This window comes from Arthrobacter sp. fls2-241-R2A-172, assembly GCF_030208885.1.
In the GTDB taxonomy this organism is placed as follows: domain Bacteria; phylum Actinomycetota; class Actinomycetes; order Actinomycetales; family Micrococcaceae; genus Arthrobacter.
In genome coordinates, this window is record NZ_JARVTB010000003.1 from 14,523 (window position 1) to 31,706 (window position 17,184).

The 17,184-nt window shown below is 63.1% G+C and carries 16 protein-coding genes and 1 tRNA gene; 4 read left to right on the plus strand and 13 right to left on the minus strand.

Features of this window, described 5'->3' with window-relative positions; genetic code table 11:
- Positions 1-153: 153 nt before the first annotated feature.
- Together otsB and QRM57_RS05575 are read right to left on the minus strand one after the other, a co-directional pair.
- Positions 154-957, minus strand: coding sequence for a trehalose-phosphatase (otsB, locus tag QRM57_RS05570; protein ID WP_284985862.1), 804 nt, complete (start codon positions 955-957; stop codon positions 154-156).
- Positions 947-2,449 (minus strand): alpha,alpha-trehalose-phosphate synthase (UDP-forming), encoded by a 1,503-nt coding sequence (locus tag QRM57_RS05575; protein WP_284985863.1) that lies wholly within the window; start codon positions 2,447-2,449, stop codon positions 947-949. The genes otsB and QRM57_RS05575 overlap by 11 nt, the downstream gene beginning before the upstream one ends.
- Positions 2,450-2,625: 176 nt before the next feature.
- Between QRM57_RS05575 and QRM57_RS05580 the strand changes: the two genes are divergently transcribed.
- Both QRM57_RS05580 and QRM57_RS05585 read left to right on the plus strand, forming a co-directional pair.
- Positions 2,626-3,504 (plus strand): DsbA family protein, encoded by an 879-nt coding sequence (locus tag QRM57_RS05580; protein ID WP_257369000.1) that lies wholly within the window; start codon positions 2,626-2,628, stop codon positions 3,502-3,504.
- Positions 3,505-3,666: 162 nt separating this feature from the next.
- A tRNA-Thr gene (locus QRM57_RS05585) sits at positions 3,667-3,743 on the plus strand.
- A gap of 71 nt (positions 3,744-3,814) precedes the next feature.
- Here the strand turns inward: QRM57_RS05585 and QRM57_RS05590 are convergent.
- The 3 genes from QRM57_RS05590 to QRM57_RS05600 form a co-directional block, all read right to left on the minus strand.
- On the minus strand, positions 3,815-5,089 hold the full coding sequence (locus QRM57_RS05590) for a Fic family protein (RefSeq protein WP_257368999.1): 1,275 nt from the start codon (positions 5,087-5,089) through the stop codon (positions 3,815-3,817).
- 265 nt (positions 5,090-5,354) lie between these two features.
- On the minus strand, positions 5,355-6,131 hold the full coding sequence (locus tag QRM57_RS05595) for an alpha/beta fold hydrolase (protein ID WP_284985864.1): 777 nt from the start codon (positions 6,129-6,131) through the stop codon (positions 5,355-5,357).
- On the minus strand, positions 6,128-6,640 hold the full coding sequence (locus QRM57_RS05600; RefSeq protein WP_284985865.1) for a DUF2306 domain-containing protein: 513 nt from the start codon (positions 6,638-6,640) through the stop codon (positions 6,128-6,130). Before QRM57_RS05600 ends, QRM57_RS05595 begins: the two co-directional genes overlap by 4 nt.
- 88 nt (positions 6,641-6,728) lie before the next feature.
- Between QRM57_RS05600 and arr the strand changes: the two genes are divergently transcribed.
- Positions 6,729-7,139, plus strand: a complete 411-nt coding sequence (arr, locus tag QRM57_RS05605; protein ID WP_284985866.1) for an NAD(+)--rifampin ADP-ribosyltransferase — start codon at positions 6,729-6,731, stop codon at positions 7,137-7,139.
- A gap of 11 nt (positions 7,140-7,150) precedes the next feature.
- Here the strand turns inward: arr and QRM57_RS05610 are convergent, their stop codons facing one another.
- The 8 genes from QRM57_RS05610 to QRM57_RS05645 form a co-directional block, all read right to left on the minus strand.
- On the minus strand, positions 7,151-7,558 hold the full coding sequence (locus QRM57_RS05610) for an Hpt domain-containing protein (RefSeq protein ID WP_284985867.1): 408 nt from the start codon (positions 7,556-7,558) through the stop codon (positions 7,151-7,153).
- 86 nt (positions 7,559-7,644) lie between these two features.
- The gene (locus QRM57_RS05615; RefSeq protein ID WP_257368994.1) at positions 7,645-8,250 is read right to left on the minus strand and encodes a TasA family protein; all 606 of its coding nucleotides are present in this window, start codon (positions 8,248-8,250) and stop codon (positions 7,645-7,647) included.
- A 218-nt stretch (positions 8,251-8,468) separates the two neighbouring features.
- Entirely contained in the window at positions 8,469-9,362 is an 894-nt protein-coding gene (locus tag QRM57_RS05620; RefSeq protein ID WP_284985868.1) for a glucose 1-dehydrogenase, read from the minus strand.
- A 115-nt stretch (positions 9,363-9,477) separates the two neighbouring features.
- Positions 9,478-10,557 carry a LacI family DNA-binding transcriptional regulator gene (locus QRM57_RS05625; protein WP_284985869.1) on the minus strand — a complete coding sequence of 360 codons (1,080 nt, stop codon included), beginning with the start codon at positions 10,555-10,557 and terminating at the stop codon, positions 9,478-9,480.
- A 38-nt stretch (positions 10,558-10,595) separates the two neighbouring features.
- On the minus strand, positions 10,596-11,498 hold the full coding sequence (locus QRM57_RS05630; RefSeq protein ID WP_284985870.1) for a carbohydrate ABC transporter permease: 903 nt from the start codon (positions 11,496-11,498) through the stop codon (positions 10,596-10,598).
- Positions 11,495-12,376 (minus strand): carbohydrate ABC transporter permease, encoded by an 882-nt coding sequence (locus QRM57_RS05635; protein WP_257368990.1) that lies wholly within the window; start codon positions 12,374-12,376, stop codon positions 11,495-11,497. The genes QRM57_RS05630 and QRM57_RS05635 overlap by 4 nt, the downstream gene beginning before the upstream one ends.
- Positions 12,377-12,424: 48 nt before the next feature.
- Positions 12,425-13,762 carry an ABC transporter substrate-binding protein gene (locus tag QRM57_RS05640; RefSeq protein ID WP_284985871.1) on the minus strand — a complete coding sequence of 446 codons (1,338 nt, stop codon included), beginning with the start codon at positions 13,760-13,762 and terminating at the stop codon, positions 12,425-12,427.
- Positions 13,763-13,807: 45 nt separating this feature from the next.
- Complete coding sequence (locus tag QRM57_RS05645) at positions 13,808-15,244, minus strand: glycoside hydrolase family 32 protein (RefSeq protein ID WP_257368988.1); 1,437 nt, start codon at positions 15,242-15,244, stop codon at positions 13,808-13,810.
- Positions 15,245-15,556: 312 nt separating this feature from the next.
- On the opposite strand from QRM57_RS05645, the gene QRM57_RS05650 reads away from it, so the two are divergent.
- Positions 15,557-17,116, plus strand: a complete 1,560-nt coding sequence (locus QRM57_RS05650; protein WP_257368987.1) for a glycoside hydrolase family 32 protein — start codon at positions 15,557-15,559, stop codon at positions 17,114-17,116.
- Positions 17,117-17,184: the final 68 nt, after the last annotated feature.

Sequence of the window (17,184 nt, forward strand, 5' to 3'; positions counted from 1 at the left end):
TGAATGGTTCATTTTCTTCAGTTGAACTCCCCGGCCATTGGCCGGGGAGGATCGTGTGACGTCGCACGGTGCTGTGCGTCACATCACATCCAAGAGTATGTCAGACTTTTGGATGAAAGACCTAAATGTTACAAAGCTCACATGTGCCGTTGGTCACCGGTCGGGCGTGGCGACCACGCGGCGACGCTCCCTCAGCAGCGCCTCCAGCAGCTCCGCCATGTGGACTGGAGCCTCCACGCGGTACTGCGCTTGGGTGAAGTCCAAGCCGACTTTGATGCCCACGTCATCACCCATCAGCCGGCCCAGAGCATCCTCATCCGTGACGTCATCCCCGGCGAACAGTATGGCCGTCGCGCCGGTTGCCTGCCGGAGGAACTCCACAGCCTCACCCTTTGAAGCGTGGACTACCGAGGTTTCCAGCACCCGCTTGCCCGTCTTCAAATAGACACCTGCATATTCGCGGAGCACGCGCGTAGCGGCTTCCACAGCGTCCTCGGCAACGTCGTCCTTTGCCATCCTCGTATGGAGGACGACACCGGCAGGCTTGTCTTCGAGCACCGTCCCGGGAGCCGTCTCCACGATTTCCTGGAGCACATCACGAACTGCAGCCAGCGTTGTGCGCTGTTCGTCGTCCAGTTCCAAACCGTGGGAGCCTTCCCCCAGCCAGACCTCTGCCCCGTGGCTCCCAACCAGCAGCGTGGCGGCCGGAGGGGAGGCGACCAGCCGCAAGCTGTCCAATGCCCGGCCCGAGATGAGTGCCGTCGTCGTGCGTGGAAGTTCGGCGAGTTCCGCCAAAGCGGCGGCGGACCGCGGGAGCGGCCGGGCGTCCTCTGCGCGGTCCACCAGAGGGGAGAGCGTGCCGTCGAAGTCGAGGGCCACCAAGAGATGCTCGGTGTCGGCGATGCGTCGGATGGCGTCCAGCAGTTCGGGCTTCAAGGAAAGTTTTTCAGCTGTCATCGCGGACCACCTTTTCCTCAAGTGCGGCCAGGAACTCGGCCGACCAGTGATCGACGTCGTGATCCAGGATCTGCTTCCGCATCAGTTTCATGCGACGGCGGGCCTCTTTGGGCTCGAGGTTGACCGCGCGGAGGATGGCTGATTTGAGGCCGTCGATGTCGTGCGGATTGATGAGGAACGCCTGCTTGAGCTGGTCGGCGGCACCGGCGAATTCGCTCAGCACCAACGCCCCGTCGTCATCTGCCCGGGCGGTTACATACTCCTTGGCCACCAGGTTCATGCCATCGCGCAGTGCGGTCACCAACATGACGTCGGCGGCCAGGTACAGCGCCACCATCTCCTCCACCGGGTAGCTGTGATGCAGGTAGCGGACGGCTGTGTTCTGGATTGTGTCATAGGTGCCGTTGATGTGACCGACGGTGCCTTCGATTTCCTCGCGCAGCAGCCTGTACTGTTCCACGCGCTCGCGGCTGGGGCTGGCCACCTGAATGAGCGTGGCGTCCTCGACCTTGATCTGCCCGTCGGCGAGGAGTTCCTCGAAGGCCTTGAGCCGGTGCCCGATTCCCTTGGTGTAGTCGAGCCGGTCGACGCCCAGGAGGATGGTCTTTGGGTTGCCGAGGTCCCGGCGGATCTGCTTGGCACGCTCAATGATGTCCGGATTGCTTGCCAGCTGCCGGATCTGGTCCACGTCGATGGAGATCGGGAAGGCCTGGGCCCGGGCGATGTGGGTGACTTCGCCGTCGGGGCCCTTCACGTGGACCTGCTGCTGCTTGACGCTGGCGCCCAGGAACCGGCGTGCGGAGCGCATGAAGTTGCCGGCATCGCTGGGACGCTGGAAGCCCAGAAGGTCCGCCCCCAGCAGGCCGTCGATGATCTCGCGGCGCCAGGGCAGTTGCGCGAAAATTTCCGGCGGAGGGAACGGGATGTGGTTGAAGAAGCCGATCTTCAGGTCCGGCCGGGCCTGGCGCAGCAGGCGGGGAACCAGTTGGAGCTGGTAGTCCTGGACCCACACAGTGGCACCGTCCGCGGCGTGGCGGATGACGGCGTCGGCGAACTTCTTGTTGACCGTCCGGTAGGAGTCCCACCACGTACGGTGGAACTCCGGCGGGGCGATGACGTCATGGTAAAGCGGCCAGATGGTCGCGTTGGAAAAGCCCTCGTAATACAGTTCAACTTCGTGGCTGCTGAGCTGGACCGGGACCAGGTCCATGCCTTCGTGGCTGAAGGGCCGCACCGTCTCGTCGGGGGCCCCATGCCAACCCACCCACGCGCCGTCGGACTTTGTCATCATGGGGGCCAGGGCCGTGACCAGGCCGCCGGGCGAACGGCGCCAGCCGTCACCGCCGTCGCCGTCGCCGTCACTGCTGCAACGGTCTACGGGCAGCCGGTTGGAAACCACCATGAAATCGAACGTGCTGGCCGTAGGCTTCTTGGTTGGAGAAGCCTTGGGGGCTTGTTCGGTACTGAGTTTTTCGCTTGCCGGTTCCTGCATTAACGCTCCCTGGGGTTGCTGTGACTCAACTCCCAGCCTACTAGTGGAATCTTCACGGGCAGTTGATCGTTCAACAACCGGGCGGGAGGGTGTGCGGTAGAGCTCCAAGTTCGCTCCCGTAAACTGTCCCCGTTGCCCTAGATATTCACTACGACGTCGAGTAACCCGAGGAACTGATGAGCCCCGCAAACGAATCCCGCCTGTCCAAGGCTGAGCGCACCGCCCAGGCACGGGAAAAAGCGCGCGCAATCCGCGAAGAGCAGTTGAAGAAAGAGAAGCGCAACAAGCTTCTGGTCGGCTGGGGCATCGTGGTTGCCATCGTTGTCATCATCGCGGTGGTGGCGTTCGTGGTTGTTGGCAACGTCCAGAACAACGCGCCGATTGCCGACAACGGCCCCACCCCCGCCAACGGCAACGTCCATGGTGGCGTCACCCTGCTGGCCAACAGCGAGGTTGTGAAGTCCGAACCCGCCAGCGTCAACGTGGCCGATGTTCCTGCTCCGCTGGCCAGCAAGCCCGCAACCGTGACTGTTCCCGGTGGCGAGGCTGAGGCCGGAAAGCCGGTCAAGGTGGTCGCCTACATCGACTTCATCTGCCCCGTCTGCAAGCGTTTCGAGACCACTTACGGTGACTCGCTGACCAAGCTCCGCAACGATGGAAAAATCTCCCTCGAATACCGCGCTCTTGGCTTCCTGGACCAGCAGTCCACCACCAACTACTCCTCGCGCGCGGCGAACGCTGCGGCCTGCGTGGTGAACTCTTCCCCGGAAAAGTACGCGGACTTCTTCAACCTCCTCTTTGAGCGCCAGCCGGCTGAAGGCAGCGCAGGCATCTCTGACAAGGACCTGAAGGCCATGGCCACCGAGGTAGGTGCGGCAAACATCGACTCCTGCGTCGACAGCAAGCAGTACCGCCCCTGGGTGAAGGTTGCTACGCAGGAAGCCGCAGCGATCGGCGTCACGGGTACGCCTACCGTTTTTGTCGACGGCAAGCAGTGGGACGGCTCCACGGACCTGAACGCTGAAATCCAGACCGCCATCACGGCAAAGGGCTAAGCCTTCCTTGAATTACGACGGCGGCCGGTCACCCCTTGCTGGGTGACCGGCCGCTGTTTGTTTTGAGTCTCGTGGTACCGCCCTGCGTGTGAATTTCGTTGCGGGGGAGGGTGTGGGCTAACCTTGTCTAGCGTTGTTTCGGCGGCGCTGTTGTGTTGTTTCGCCTCCTTAGCTCAGTTGGCCAGAGCACCGCTCTTGTAAAGCGGGGGTCGTCGGTTCGAATCCGACAGGGGGCTCCACGAACCCCTCCATTCCGGCGCTTGCCGGGATGGAGGGGTTTTTCTGCTGCTCTGTAGAACGCGTCCGGTCTTTATCGATGCCTGTTTCTGCGTCCTGCCCGGTCGGCGAAGGCGTCCAGGGCTGCGATGATGTCCGGAGCCACCCAAACCCGGGTGCCGCGGATTTTTCCGGCGGATGCCAAGACGCCCGCGTGTTCCAGCCGTTCCACTGCCCGGTAGGCGGTGGCCATGGAGGCCCCAGTGTGTTCGGCGACCATTTCAGCCGTCAGTGCCGGCTCCTTTGGTACCAGGTCCAGGACTTTACGGACGGATGAGGGTGCACCCGCCAGGCGTTCCCTGTAGCTTGCTTCTACCGCCTCAATGTCTGTCGTCAGTTGCCGGCCGTTGTCGACGGCGCGGACAGCGGACTCGGCAAAGCGCTCCACGATCGGCTGGATGTCCCCTTCGCGGTAGGCGCCCAGTGCGTGGAAGTACAGGCGGGTATCGGTCAGCAATCCCGAGGACACGGGCACGGTGACGTTCTCGGTGACGCCCTTAGCACGCAGCAGGGCGCTGACGATGGCTCGCCCGGTGCGGCCGTTGCCGTCGGCGAATGGGTGGATGGTTTCGAACTGGGCGTGCGCGATCGCCGCTTGGGTCAGGGCCGGGATGTCGTCACGCTGCATGAAGGTCACCAGGTCCTCGACTGCCGGCATCACCCGATCCGGGTGGGGCGGGACGAACTCGGCCGTGTGTGGGGAGTTGCCGCGGATCCAGTTCTGCGCGTCCCGGTACTCACCGGCGATGTTTTCGTCTGAGGCGTTCAGCAGGGCGTGGTGCATGACCGCGATGTTCTGCACTGACAGGTCCTCGGACAGGTCGATCGCAGCCTGCAGGGCCCTGACATTGGAGGCGATCAGTGAGGCGTTTGTGCTGGAGGTGTCACCAAGCTGGGCCAGGGCGATCTTGCGGGCGCCAGCGGTCAGGTTCTCAATCTGGGAGCTGGAGGCGGACTCGCTGCGCAGTAGCAGCGCCGCGAACGGTGTGGTATCCCGGCCCAGCTCAGAGTCGAAGCGGACCATCTCCACTGTCGCCGCTTCTGCCAACGCCTGGGTTCGGGAATCAATGGCCGGATCCAGGCCAGCGATCTCGGGAGCGACTGCGGCCTCATAGGGTCCGCGGGCCAGCAGCCGCTGCCGTCGGGAGGCGCCACGGTTGGGGTCGGTTTCCCACGGATGCTCCTCATAGCCAATTGCCGGCCAGCCCCCGGCGCCGTCGAACAGGGAGACGCTTGGTTCGGCGTGCGGGTTTGCGGCAAACTGTCCGCCGGCAGGGATGCCGTGCGGGTGTCTAGCCTGGGAGTCCATGGTTTCCTTTGAGAAGGTTTAACCCTGATTTTCTCATAGTGAGTGTGAAATGAGAATATCAGCGTCCCTGGTTCTCATGTTGCCGGCGCTCAGTCGAACGTCTACGACCGCTGCGGACCAACGCTTCTGCCTGAACCGGATGATGGGAGGGAACCAACATCCATGGTCCGCCTGAGGGAAACCTACAAAGTGCCCACCAGCCAACTCGGTGAGGATCCTAAACTCCAGCCGGTCGGATAAGCCGCGCAGCCAGGGAGGCTTGCGTTCACGTTGTGCGGGCGATGAATTGACGGATCCAATCGACTGTTTCGGGGCGGTCCAAATGGAGACCGTGACCAGCGCCGGGCACCCGCACCAGCACTGACCGGGGAATATGCCGGCGGAGGAGCAGGGCATTGGGCAATGGGGTGAGCCGGTCAACAGTCCCATGAAGTATCAAAGTGGGTGCCTTGATGGACCCCAGTGCGCTCCACGCGTCGTGGTCCCGGCTCGCCCTGAAATGCCGGGCTTTGGCCCATGCCGAGGCCGGGGAATTGAAGAAAGCATGCGTCGCGTCAGGATTGCGCTGGACCCAGTCGGCGTCGAAGAAGAGCGGTTCGAGCCGGGACATGTCGCCGCCCACCAGCGCTTCGAGGGCGGCTCTTTCGGGTTGGGTTGCCGGATCCGGCCATTTGCCGCCACTGGTGGCGGCGAGGATCAAGGTGCGGACCGTCTCCGGATGATCAATGGCCAACCATTGCCCAACGCGCCCACCCATTGAGTGGCCGTACACATGTGCGTTGTCCGCTCCGGCGGCGGAGAGGACAGCTGCTGCGTCTTCGGCGAGGAGCCGCGTGGTGTACCGATCGGCGTCACCCCGCCCACTCCGTCCAATCCCTCGGTGATCGAAGCGGATGACGCGGTAAAAGCGCGACAAGAGTTCCGCCGTCGGGCCCCAACCATCCATTGCCGTTGCCTGTCCGGCGATGAGGAGCAGTGGCTCGCCTTCGCCCTCGGACGTCCAGGCGAGTCCGGTGCCGTCGGGCGCTTCGGCGAAGTTCACTGTGCCACTTTATCCCTGCTCCCGGATGCTGGGCTGGGCCCCGGTCCTGGGCGCAATTGCAGCAGGCCGGCAACGGTGAGTCCTGCGGTGAGTGCGAGGGCTCCAGCCCACAGGGTGAGGGCCGCGAGGTCGTGAACAGCCATCTGGGGGAGCCGCCTGTCAGGTACGGCGACGACACCGATGAAGGCTCCGACAAGGCCAAAGTAACTCCCGGTCATGAAGCGTTGGTGGGCTCGGATGTTGCCTGTGCGTACCGACCATAAGCCGACGGTCAGCGTGCAGAAAGTCAGAACCGAGAGAGCATGGAGCCAGTTGAACCCGCCGTCAATGGTCCGGATCCCGAAGGAGGTAAGCACCACTACGTACATTGCCACAGCCCAGATACGGCCCAGAATCCTGTGCGCCACACTGCCTTTGTTGCGGCGGAGCAGGTTCACGGCGCCGAAGATCAGCGCGTAGCCTGCGGCGATGGCGTGCAATGCAATGAGGAATGTCCACGGCGAAGGCATACGGCCAGCCTAGTGGTCAGGGCGGACCGATCCGCCTCAGCCCGGTTGAACGCTACGGAGCTTCGTGTCGCGGGGTTAGGGTGGTCCCGTGACCCAACCTCGTGACGACGGCCCCTTCTTCCATGGCACCAAGGCAGATCTCCGGGAGGGAGACCTCCTGAGGGCGGGCTTCAGGTCCAACTACCGTCCGGAAGTGATTATGAACCACATCTACTTCACTGCTCTGAGGGACGGTGCGGGACTTGCCGCTGAGCTCGCAGCCGGGGAGGGTGAGCCGCGGGTCTACGCTGTGGAACCGACCGGACCCTTCGAGGATGATCCGAACGTGACGGACAAGAAGTTTCCGGGCAACCCCACCCGTTCGTATCGGAGCACCGCCCCACTCCGCGTGATCGGCGAAGTGACCGACTGGACCCGTCTGACCCCGGAGGCGCTGAGTGCCTGGAAGGAACGCCTGGGCGCCATCCTTGCGGACGAACGGGGCGAGATCATCAACTAGTGCCAGGCCCTTCAGGCCCGGAAGAATCCACCGTGCCGCGTCATGGAGGCGTGGGCCGCGCTGATGAGGTCAGATCGGGCTGCCACGCAGCGGTCCGCGGTCTGCCGGAGGGCTGGAAGCGCGTCGGCCGCGTAGTCGAAGTGGTCTTCCCTGATCATGGATTCGATGGCCCGGCATTGGTGCTCCGTTTCGATCGCCCCAACCATCGCTGAGCTGATCTTCAGGCTCAGGACAGCATTGGTGGTCTCTTCCTCGTCTCCCTGTTCCACGGCCCGTGCGATCCGTTCAACGCGGCCGGTAAGCATGGACAGGTACTTGGTCAGGAACCGCAACGCCGGGGCAGGGTCGCCGAGGTCATCGGCGAGGCTGCGGAGCCGGTCCAGGTCGAGGCCCTCACGGTTGTTTCGCGGTGCGCTCATTCCTGGACTTCCTTTCGGGTGTGGACCGGGGACCGGCCTGAAGGGCAAACAGGCCGGTCCCCGGAGCTTGGTGGTGCGGTGGTTGGTTACTTGGTGGTTTCGGTGCGTTGGGTGCCGGTGAAGGAGAAGGCGATGGTGGAGGTGGCGCCTTGGAAGGTGTTGTCCGCGGTGGTGGGGAAGGCGGTGGTGACTTTGAGGTTGTCGGTCTTGGTGCTGGTCAGGGAGGTCAGGTTGTTCAGGACCTTGTTCGCGGTGATGACGGGGGCCGAGGCCAGGACGGTGGTTTTGGTGCCGGCGCAGGTGTAGGGGGCGGCGGTGCCGGTCCAGGCAACGGAGCAGTTCTCGATGGTCAGCTGCAGGCCGTTGGTGGTGTCGGTGGTGAGCAGGGATCCGGTGGCACCGGCGGAGGTGGTGAGGGTGACGTTGTTCAGATCGGAGTTGCCGGTGTTGGCCAGGGTGACGAGCTTTTCGACTTTGTCCCCGGGCAGCAGGCCCGCGACGGGGACGTTGAGGGTGTTGTTGGCGCCGGTGCCCAGGGCGATGGTGACGGTTCCTGCGGTGACGGCCTGTGAGGCGGAGGTCGAGGAGGTGAACGCGCCGTAGGTTCCCATGCCGGCGACGGCGGCTGCGGTGCCGACCAGTGCGACGGAAGCGAGGATCTTGCCGGAGGTGGTCTTGAGGCTGATGGCCATGGGAATCAGTGTCCTTTCGGTAGGCCACCGTGAGACCGGCCGGCCGTTCTTCGTTCCAGCCTCTCTGGCTGACAAGAACTACTGTGCCGGGCCACCCTCAAGAACCAATCCTGCAAACCCGCAACAGTCCCTCAGGAAAACCTCAAGACTCGCGCCAAACGCAACAGTGCCTCCCCGCACGGGGGAGGCACCGGCGTCGTTATTCAGTTAGAGCGGTCCTACGGGGTGGGGTTGCCGCCGTTGACGTTCAGCGTTTCGCCCACCACGTAGCTGGATTCAGGCGAGGCGAGGAAGACATACGCCGGGGCGAGCTCAGCGGGTTGGCCGGCGCGGCCCAGGGGAGTCGAATGGCCGAATTCGGGCAGTTCCTCCTTCGGCTGTCCGCTGCTGACCTGCAACGGTGTCCAGATCGGTCCTGGAGCCACCGCGTTCACACGGATTCCCTTGGGCGCAAGCTGCTGCGCCAGGCCCTTGGTGAAGTTGTTGATGCTTGCCTTGGTGGTGGCGTAATCGACCAGCGTCGGCGAGGGGTTGTAGGCCTGGATGGAGGTGGTGTTGATGATGGTTGAGCCTGGCTCCAAGTGCGGGAGGGCGGCCTTGGTCAACCAGAACATCGCGTACACGTTGGTCTTCAGCGTGTGGTCGAACTGCTCGTCCGTGATGTCGGCGAGGTCCTTCTGGGCCACCTGCTTGCCGGCGTTGTTGACCAGGATGTCCACCCCGCCCAACACAGCGACGGCGGTGTCCACGAGTTCCTGGCAGGTGGTTGAGTCCTTGAGGTCGCCGGGAACCTTGACGGCCTTGCGGCCTGCGGCTTCGATGAGGTTGGCGATCCGGGCCGCGTCTTCTTCCTCTTCGGGCAGGTAGGAAAGGACGACGTCGGCTCCCTCGCGTGCGAAGGCGATGGCGGTAGCGGCTCCGATGCCGGAGTCGGCTCCGGTGATGATCGCTTTGCGTCCTTCCAGCCGCCCCGTGCCCCGGTAGCCTTCTTCGCCCAGGTCCGCCTTCGGCGTCAATTCTGCGTCGAGGCCGGGCTCAGGCTGGTGCTGCTTGGGCGGGGAAATGTGCTCGTAGGCGGTGACCGGGTTTCGGAAGGTGTACTGGTCAGTCATGGTGGTCCTCCTGGTCCTTCATCGTGGAACTCGGACGGAAAAGCTAAGTAGGCTTACGATTTCTACCTTAGGCACGTGGAGGTGTGCGTGCCAAGTCGCAGGCGGATACCCGTGTCTATGCCGCCGAGTGAACGGCGACGGAAGCACGCTCAACAGCCGGGCATTCGATTTTCAAAGCAGCACCGTCCGGGGCTGCCTCAAGGCCCAGCAGCATGCGGACGCCGGCCGCCCCGAGCTCGTAGTGGGGCAACGATACGGTGGAGAGTGGCGGGCGAAGGTGTGCTGCGATGACTTCCTGGTTGTCGAACCCCACCACCGCGATGTCGTCCGGGATGGACAGGCCGTTCTCCCGCAGGCCGTCGTACAGGCCCATGGCCATCCGGTCGTTGTAGCAGTAGACGGCGGACACGTCGAGTTCCAAGAGCTCGCCGGTGGCGCCGTAGCCGCCTTCCTGGTCCGGGTAGGCCTCCAGAACCAGTGAAGGGTCGAATGGTATGCCCGCAGCATCCAGCGCTGCACGGTAGCCGGCGAGCCGCCCGTCCTTTGCCGGGGCAGGGGTGGTGGTGTTGATGAAGGCGATCCGGCGGTGGCCTCCGCGGAGGAGGATCTCCGTTGCCGACTGCCCGCCCTGGGCCTCGTCCGGAATCACAGCCCGGGCAGACGGCGAATCCGGCGAAAAGCAGTTGACCAGGACAAAATCGGATTCCCGCAACGTCGACGGAACCTCGGTGGGCCGGTGGAACCAGGTGGAATACAGGATGCCGCGGACCTTGTACTCCAGCATCATGGCGATGGCGTCTTTTTCCAGGTCCACGTTGCCCTCGGTGTTGGCTATCAGGAGCGCGTACCCGTGTTTCCAGGCTTCGTCCTGTGCGCCGTGGATGATCTGGCCGGCGAAGGGGGTGGTAGCAACTCCGTCGGCTACCAGCCCGATGAACTTTGAGGTTCCACTGACCAGGTTCTTGGCCATCGCATTGGGACGGTATCCGAGCTGCCGAATGGCGTCGTTGACGCGCCGGCGCGTTTCGTCCGCGATGCGCGCGTTCTTTTTCTTGTTGATCACCAGGGAAACTGTGGCCGTGGAAACGCCGGCTGCTTCTGCCACTTCGCGGAGGGTCACTGGATGTACGCGGTCCCTTGTGACAGGAACGTCGGGGGTGGCCGCGTTGCCCGGATTTTTCTCCTGCGAAATCATCTGTCCTCCACCAGGAGTATATCCGCCCGTGGATGCCGTCATCCCTTGGTCGCCCCGCTTTCAAGGCCCTGGATCATGGCCTTGTTCAGCACCAGGAAAACCAGGAGCAATGGCGTGATGGTTACGCACACTGCTGCGAAGGTGGCCGTCCAGTCAACCTTGCCCATGGCGCCGATGTAGTTTTGCAGGCCCAACGGGATAGTTTTCAGTTCCTCCGAAAGGACAAACGTGTTGGCGAAAATGAAGTCGTTCCAGATAAAGATGCTGTTGACCAGGACCACTGTGACCACGGTGTTCAATGACAACGGCAGGGTGATGAGACCGAATATCCGGTATGGTCCGGCGCCGTCCAAGGAAGCGGCTTCGTAGGTTTCGCGGGGAATGTATTCGAAGAATGACGAGAACAGGTAAACCGACATCGGGAGGGCAAATCCGGCCAGCGGGATAATCATCGACTGATAGGTGTCCAGCAGGTTCACGGTTGAGTAATCGATGAAGAGCGGGACAAGTGCGATTTGGACGGGAACAATAATCCCGACCAGGAACAGGCCCCGAACGAACCGGCTGAACCGGAAGCCCAGAACCTGGATGGCGTAGGCGGCCATCATTCCGAACAAGACAATGAGCAGGTTGGCGCCCATGGTCACGATGAAGCTGTTGAGGATATTCCGGCCCAGGTCTCCCGTTTCGAAGGCGCGGGCGTAGTTCTCCCAGGTGAGGGAACCGGGAAGCGCGAACGGGTCTCCCGTGGCGAAGTCCTGTTCGGTGCGAAGGCTGGTGAGGAACAGCCATGCCAGAGGGTAGACCTGGACAATCACGATGAGCATGATCAGGACCCGCGACAGGGTCCGGTAGAGGCTGGGCTTGCGGCGCCGCGGCTTGTAAACGGGTGCCGGTGGTGGGGCGGTGCGGGTAGTGGCCGGAGCTGTCTGGGCGATCATGAGTCTGCCTTCCGCTTGAGCATGAACAGGATGAGGCCGACGGCGACGAGGCACTCGATCACGATGAACACGGAGATGGTGCTTGCGTACCCGAAATCGGTACTGGTGAATGCTGTCTTGTACATGTAGGTAGTCAGCAGCTCGGACGATTGACCCGGGCCTCCGTTGGTCATCAGGTAGGGGATGTCGAACCCGCGCAGGCCATAGGTGGTGGCCATGATGGTTGTGGTGATCCATACCGGGCGGATGTACGGGAACCGGATCTTGGTGAAAAGCGTCCATTTGGAGGCGCCGTCAAGGACCGCGGCTTCTTCGAGCTCCTTGGGTACGGCGATGAGGGCCGCGTAGATGATGAGCATGTAAAGTCCCGTGAAGCGCCAGCCTTCGGGCGCGGACACTGCTGCCAGGACGGTGTTCACATCAGAGAGCCACGCCCTCTCCAAGGACCCCAGGCCTACCCAGTGCAACAACTGGTTCAGCAGGCCCACGGGGTCGATCGAGTAGATGCGCACGAAAAGGAACGCAATGGCTACGGTCGAGATGACGGCGGGCAGCAAGTAGAGGGTCTTGATGAGTTCCCGGCCGCGACGCAGGGAGGTCAGCAGGCTGGCGACCACCAGGGCGCCGCCGAGTTGCAGGACCAGGCAGATGACCAGGTAAAGCAGGGCATTGAAGAATGAGCGCCAGAAAATGTCATCGGCAGTGAGCATCCTGACGTAATTCGCCAGTCCGACGAACTCCATGTCGCTGATGCCGTTCCACGAGAAGAAGCTCAGGAACAACGACTGGAGGATCGGGAAAAGCACGGCTGCGCAATAGAGCAGGAGGGGCGGGAGCAGGAATACCAGGACTGATGTCCTTGACCTGTTGGGAAGCATGGTGGGCCTTTCGGTGCGGGGGGCTTTTGCAGCCCCCCGCATGTGTGTCTACTTGAAGAACTTGGGCGCGTTCTGCTTGATGGCGTCGTCCATCGTTTGCGTGAACTGTTCAGGGGTGATGTTTCCCTGCACAAGGAGGACGAGTTCCTGCTGCAACCTGCCGTTGGTGGTTGGGTCCAGTTGGGTGTCCCACGGCATGGCCTGCTTGCTCCCGAGGCCGTTCGCAGCGTCGAGGGCCTTCTTGTACAGCGGCGTGGCGTTCGCCGGCACCGCGGTTTGGACGGTGGTGGTGGGGGACAGGGCGCCGGTTGCGGCGTATTCCGCCGGATACTTCCCCAGGGCGAACTTCAGGAAGTCGCTGACCAGCGGATCGTAGGTCTTGGAGTTCACGGCCATGCCGATTCCCGAGGGTGAGACGTACTCGTTCGCGGCCGTTACCGCTCCTTCTGTGGTGGGGAGGGTGAAGAAGTCGATGTCGTTCCGCACGGCAGGGTTCAGTTTGTCGGTGGCAAGGCTGGGGAGTTCCCAGGTTCCGATGTTGTACATGGCTGCTTGGCCGGAGGTGAACTGGTTCTGGGCGTCCGAATAGCCTTGGGCCGAGAACCCGTCCTGGAAGCAGTTGGCCTTGCCAAGTTCGGCCAGCCACCCCACCGTCTTTTTCCCGGCCGGGTCGGCGAATGAGGCCTCGCCCTTCTTCAGTTTCTGCACGAACTCCGGCCCGGCTTCACGGAACGGCTGGTAGGCGACGTAGCGTTCCAACGGCCACTGGTCCTGTCCGTCCAGAGCAATGGGGGTGATGCCGGCCTTCCTCAACGCCGTGCACATGGCAGGGATGTCATCGAGGGACTTCGGAACGGAAACGCCGGCCTTTTGCAGCAGTGCCTTGTTGTACCACATGAATTCGAGCTCGAACTGGAACGGAATCATGTACAGGGAGCCGTCGTCGAAGCGCTGGTAGTCCAGGGCCCCGGGGCGGTAGTCGTCGTAGACCCCCAAGGATTTGAGCAGTTTGTCGGCGTCAACCATCTTGCCCTGCTTGGCCAGCTGCTGGGCGAAGGGGGTGGCGTCCGTGTCGAACAGTTCAGGGAGCTTGTTCGCGGCGGCCAACGTTTCGAGCTTTTGGATGTAAGAGGGGCGGTCCGGGGTGGTGATGAGGTTCAGCGCGAAGCCGGGGTGGTCCTTGGCGTAGTCATCGGCGAGCTTCTTCATGATGTTGATGACGGCGCCGTCGGCGGGCCGGGACAGCAGCCAGGAAATTTCGCGGGGCTTGATCTCGCCGGTAGGACTCACGTCGGTTGGGTTGCCCGCGGTGCCGCCGCCACCACACGCCGTCAGCGCCAGCGCGCAGGCAGCCGCAACGGCTGCGGCCCGGAAAAGTTTCTTCATGGGGACAATCTCCCTTGATTGGTCGGAATGATGGGTTGGGGTTATTCAGTTGTCGGTGCGTTGGCGTATCTCAAGTTCGGCCACGGTGACCGCGCCTTCGCCGGCGAAGACGCCGATCCGTCCGGTGGGGCGGTCGTAGATCCTTGCGCTCAGCGCCACTTGGCGGTCGACGACGGCGACGCACGTGTCGCCGTCGACCATCACCTCGAGCGTGTGCTTGCCTGCGGCGAGGTGGCAGGGGCGTTCCAAGGCGATGTCGAAGGGCACATCGCCCGACACCTGCCACTGGGCATCGCCGGTCACTTCACGGGGCCAACGATCGAGGACCAGTCGGCCCCGTTTGGGTTCGAGGCGCAGCACGTAGGACTGGTCGCCGTCGTGGCTTGACCGGAGCAGCAGCCCGCATTCGGTGGTGTTGGGCGCTATGTCGAACACGGCCTTCGCGTAGAACTGGCTGGGCAGTTCCTCGTTCGACACCATGGCGGAGTAGTTGTCCGGCACGTCCAGGGTGGCCGGCATTGGAACGGGCAGCGTTACCGGCACGTCCTCCCAGAAGCTCTCCACGAGTTCGTCGGCAAAACCGAACCCGAGCGTCCCGTCCGGGTTCTGGCGGGCTTCCAGGACGGACATGGTGCCCGCCCACTGCCACGCACCGTCGTCGGCGTTGCCTTCCTTGCTGGCTATCCAGCCGAAGAAGAATCGCCGATCGTCGCGGGCGGCGCTCTTCGAAGCGTAGAAGGCGCGGCCGTCGATGCTGTCCAGCTCGGGTACCGACCATGGACCGGTGGGACTTTTGGCCATGCGGTACCTGGTGGTGAACGATTCGGAGAACTCGGAGTACACCATGTACCACCAGTCGCCCCACTGGAAAACGTCCGGGCACTCGTGGGTGATGTAGCGGCGCGGGTCCCAGAACGGATCCGCATAATCCCAGGTCATCAAATCCCGGGAGACGCACTGGGCGATGACACCCCGGCGGCGTTCGGGGCCCTTGGAGTGCCGGGCTGCGATGAGCATGCGCCAGAGTCCGCTTTCCTGATCGTAAAAGACGAAGGGGTCGCGCCAGTCGCCGGTCTCGTACCCCTCCGGTGCGCCGAAGGTGAGCTCCGGGTGCTTGGTCCAGCTCCGCATCCCGTCAGTACTGGTGGCGTGCATGACCAGTTGGAGGGGAGCGCCGTCAGGGCCCAGGTTTCGCGGATTTTGGCCGGTGTAGAACAGATGGTGGGTGCCGTCACCGTCGACTGTCACGCTGCCTGTGTAGGCATTGAAGTCCGGTTCGTCCTCGGTTCCGTGCGGCAGGGCGACACCGTGGTTTTCGAACTGGGTGAGGTCTTTGGTGGTGACCAGGTTCCATGCCGTTCCGGGCTTGGGGTGGGAGCGTTCTTCATGAAGGTAGAAGAGCCAGAACTCCCCGTCCTTCTCGAAGGGGATGAGGTCCCCAACCCATCCGTCGGCGGGCTGGAAGAAGACTGAGCGTTTCATCTTCGCTGATGTCCATTCTGCTAAAGCGTTTGATCACCATGAAGGTAGCGCAGGTCACATCCATTGATCAAGCGTTTTAGCAAAATATTCTTCCGGTGCTAAAACGCTTGACCGTTGCCTCGGGAAGCCACTATGGTCCTAGCTACCGATGACAAACCGCGCTCCCTCGACGCCGAGCGGGCTGACCTGGTCACCGTCATCGAAACATGTTCTCCAGCCCTATGACGGCGTAGCTTTTGCGCGCCCGGCCACACCCTGGCCGGCCCCTTTGTCACGCCCTCATGCCACTGAATGCTTGAGAGGAACCACTTCATGACGCTCGAATTTTCACGCCGAACAGTCCTGCAAGGGACGGGAGCGGGCGCTTTGGCGCTGCTCATGGGAGGCGTCGCCGCCGGAACAGCCCAAGCGGCGCCCTCCCTCAGGGCGGTTTACCACATGACACCGCCGTCTGGTTGGCTGTGTGATCCCCAACGGCCGGTCCACACCAACGGCGCCTACCAGCTCTATTACCTGCACTCCAGCATCAACAACGGCCAGGGCGGATGGGACCACGCGACCACCAATGATGGCGTCTCGTTCACCCACCACGGTGTGGTGATGCCGCTCCAACCCGATTTTCCTGTGTGGTCAGGATCGGCGGTGGTGGATACAGCGAACACGGCGGGCTATGGCGCGGGGGCGGTGATCGCCCTCGCGACCAAGCCCACGGACGGGATCCGCAAGTACCAGGAGCAATACCTCTATTGGTCCACGGACGGCGGCTTTACCTTCACAGCGCTGCCGGACCCGGTGATTGTGAACACCGACGGTCGCGCCGCCACGACGCCCGCGGAGGTCGAAAATGCCGAGTGGTTCCGTGACCCGAAGATCCACTGGGACACCGCACGGAACGAATGGGTGTGTGTCATCGGGCGGGCACGCTACGCAGCCTTCTACACCTCATCCAACCTGCGCGACTGGCAGTGGACCTCCAACTTCGACTACCCCAACCACGCGCTCGGCGGGATCGAATGCCCCGATCTGTACGAGATGACCGCCGACGACGGCACCCGGCATTGGATCTTCGGGGCGAGCATGGATGCATACAGCATTGGCCTGCCCATGACCTACGCCTACTGGACCGGTTCCTGGAACGGCACGGAGTTCACAGCCGATAACCTGACGCCCCAGTGGCTCGACTGGGGGTGGGATTGGTACGCCGCGGTGACGTGGCCGGCCGTGGAAGCGCCCGAAACAAAGCGGCTCGCCGTCGCCTGGATGAACAACTGGAAGTACGCTGCCCGGGACGTCCCCACGGACGCAACGGATGGCTACAACGGGCAGAACTCGATAGTCCGGGAGCTTCGGCTGGAGCGCCAGTCCGGTGGCTGGTACAGCCTGTTGAGCGCCCCCATCGCCGCTCTCGAGTCCTACGCGACAGCCACCGTTCAGCTTCCTGATCGCACGGTGAACGGAAGCGCAGTGCTTCCGTGGTCCGGGCGCGCGTATGAGTTGGAGCTCGACATTTCCTGGGATGCCGCAGCGAATGTTGGGGTGTCCGTGGGGCGTTCCGCCGACGGTTCGCGGCACACCAATATTGGCAAATACGGTGGAGATCTCTACGTGGACCGTGCGCCGTCAGACCAGGGCGGATACGCGTTGACGCCTTACACGCGTGCTGCCGCGCCCATTGACGCCGGCGCGCGGTCAGTGCACCTGCGGATTTTTGTCGACACCCAAAGCGTGGAGGTCTTCGTCAATTCCGGGCACACAGTGGTGTCGCAGCAGGTGCATTTCGCTGAAGGTGACACCGGCATTTCGCTCTACGCCGACGGTGGCCCAGCCACCTTCACCGGAATAACCATCCGCGAGTTCGGAACTCCCATCTAGCGGAGCGGCGGGGCGAGGGTTGCGTCGTTATCCACAAACGCAAGGACGCGGACGACGGCGGCCCTCGC

What these genes read in the sequence shown, in the direction of transcription:
- QRM57_RS05620 (WP_284985868.1), bottom strand. Translation starts at nt 9,362, where the DNA reads ATGACTGACCAGTACACCTTCCGAAACCCGGTCACCGCCTACGAGCAC.
- QRM57_RS05650 (WP_257368987.1), top strand. Translation starts at nt 15,557, where the DNA reads ATGACGCTCGAATTTTCACGCCGAACAGTCCTGCAAGGGACGGGAGCG.
- QRM57_RS05575 (WP_284985863.1), bottom strand. Translation starts at nt 2,449, where the DNA reads ATGCAGGAACCGGCAAGCGAAAAACTCAGTACCGAACAAGCCCCCAAG.
- QRM57_RS05615 (WP_257368994.1), bottom strand. Translation starts at nt 8,250, where the DNA reads ATGGCCATCAGCCTCAAGACCACCTCCGGCAAGATCCTCGCTTCCGTC.
- QRM57_RS05635 (WP_257368990.1), bottom strand. Translation starts at nt 12,376, where the DNA reads ATGCTTCCCAACAGGTCAAGGACATCAGTCCTGGTATTCCTGCTCCCG.
- QRM57_RS05580 (WP_257369000.1), top strand. Translation starts at nt 2,626, where the DNA reads ATGAGCCCCGCAAACGAATCCCGCCTGTCCAAGGCTGAGCGCACCGCC.
- QRM57_RS05590 (WP_257368999.1), bottom strand. Translation starts at nt 5,089, where the DNA reads ATGGACTCCCAGGCTAGACACCCGCACGGCATCCCTGCCGGCGGACAG.
- QRM57_RS05630 (WP_284985870.1), bottom strand. Translation starts at nt 11,498, where the DNA reads ATGATCGCCCAGACAGCTCCGGCCACTACCCGCACCGCCCCACCACCG.
- QRM57_RS05645 (WP_257368988.1), bottom strand. Translation starts at nt 15,244, where the DNA reads ATGAAACGCTCAGTCTTCTTCCAGCCCGCCGACGGATGGGTTGGGGAC.
- QRM57_RS05600 (WP_284985865.1), bottom strand. Translation starts at nt 6,640, where the DNA reads ATGCCTTCGCCGTGGACATTCCTCATTGCATTGCACGCCATCGCCGCA.
- QRM57_RS05625 (WP_284985869.1), bottom strand. Translation starts at nt 10,557, where the DNA reads ATGATTTCGCAGGAGAAAAATCCGGGCAACGCGGCCACCCCCGACGTT.
- QRM57_RS05610 (WP_284985867.1), bottom strand. Translation starts at nt 7,558, where the DNA reads ATGAGCGCACCGCGAAACAACCGTGAGGGCCTCGACCTGGACCGGCTC.
- QRM57_RS05640 (WP_284985871.1), bottom strand. Translation starts at nt 13,762, where the DNA reads ATGAAGAAACTTTTCCGGGCCGCAGCCGTTGCGGCTGCCTGCGCGCTG.
- otsB (WP_284985862.1), bottom strand. Translation starts at nt 957, where the DNA reads ATGACAGCTGAAAAACTTTCCTTGAAGCCCGAACTGCTGGACGCCATC.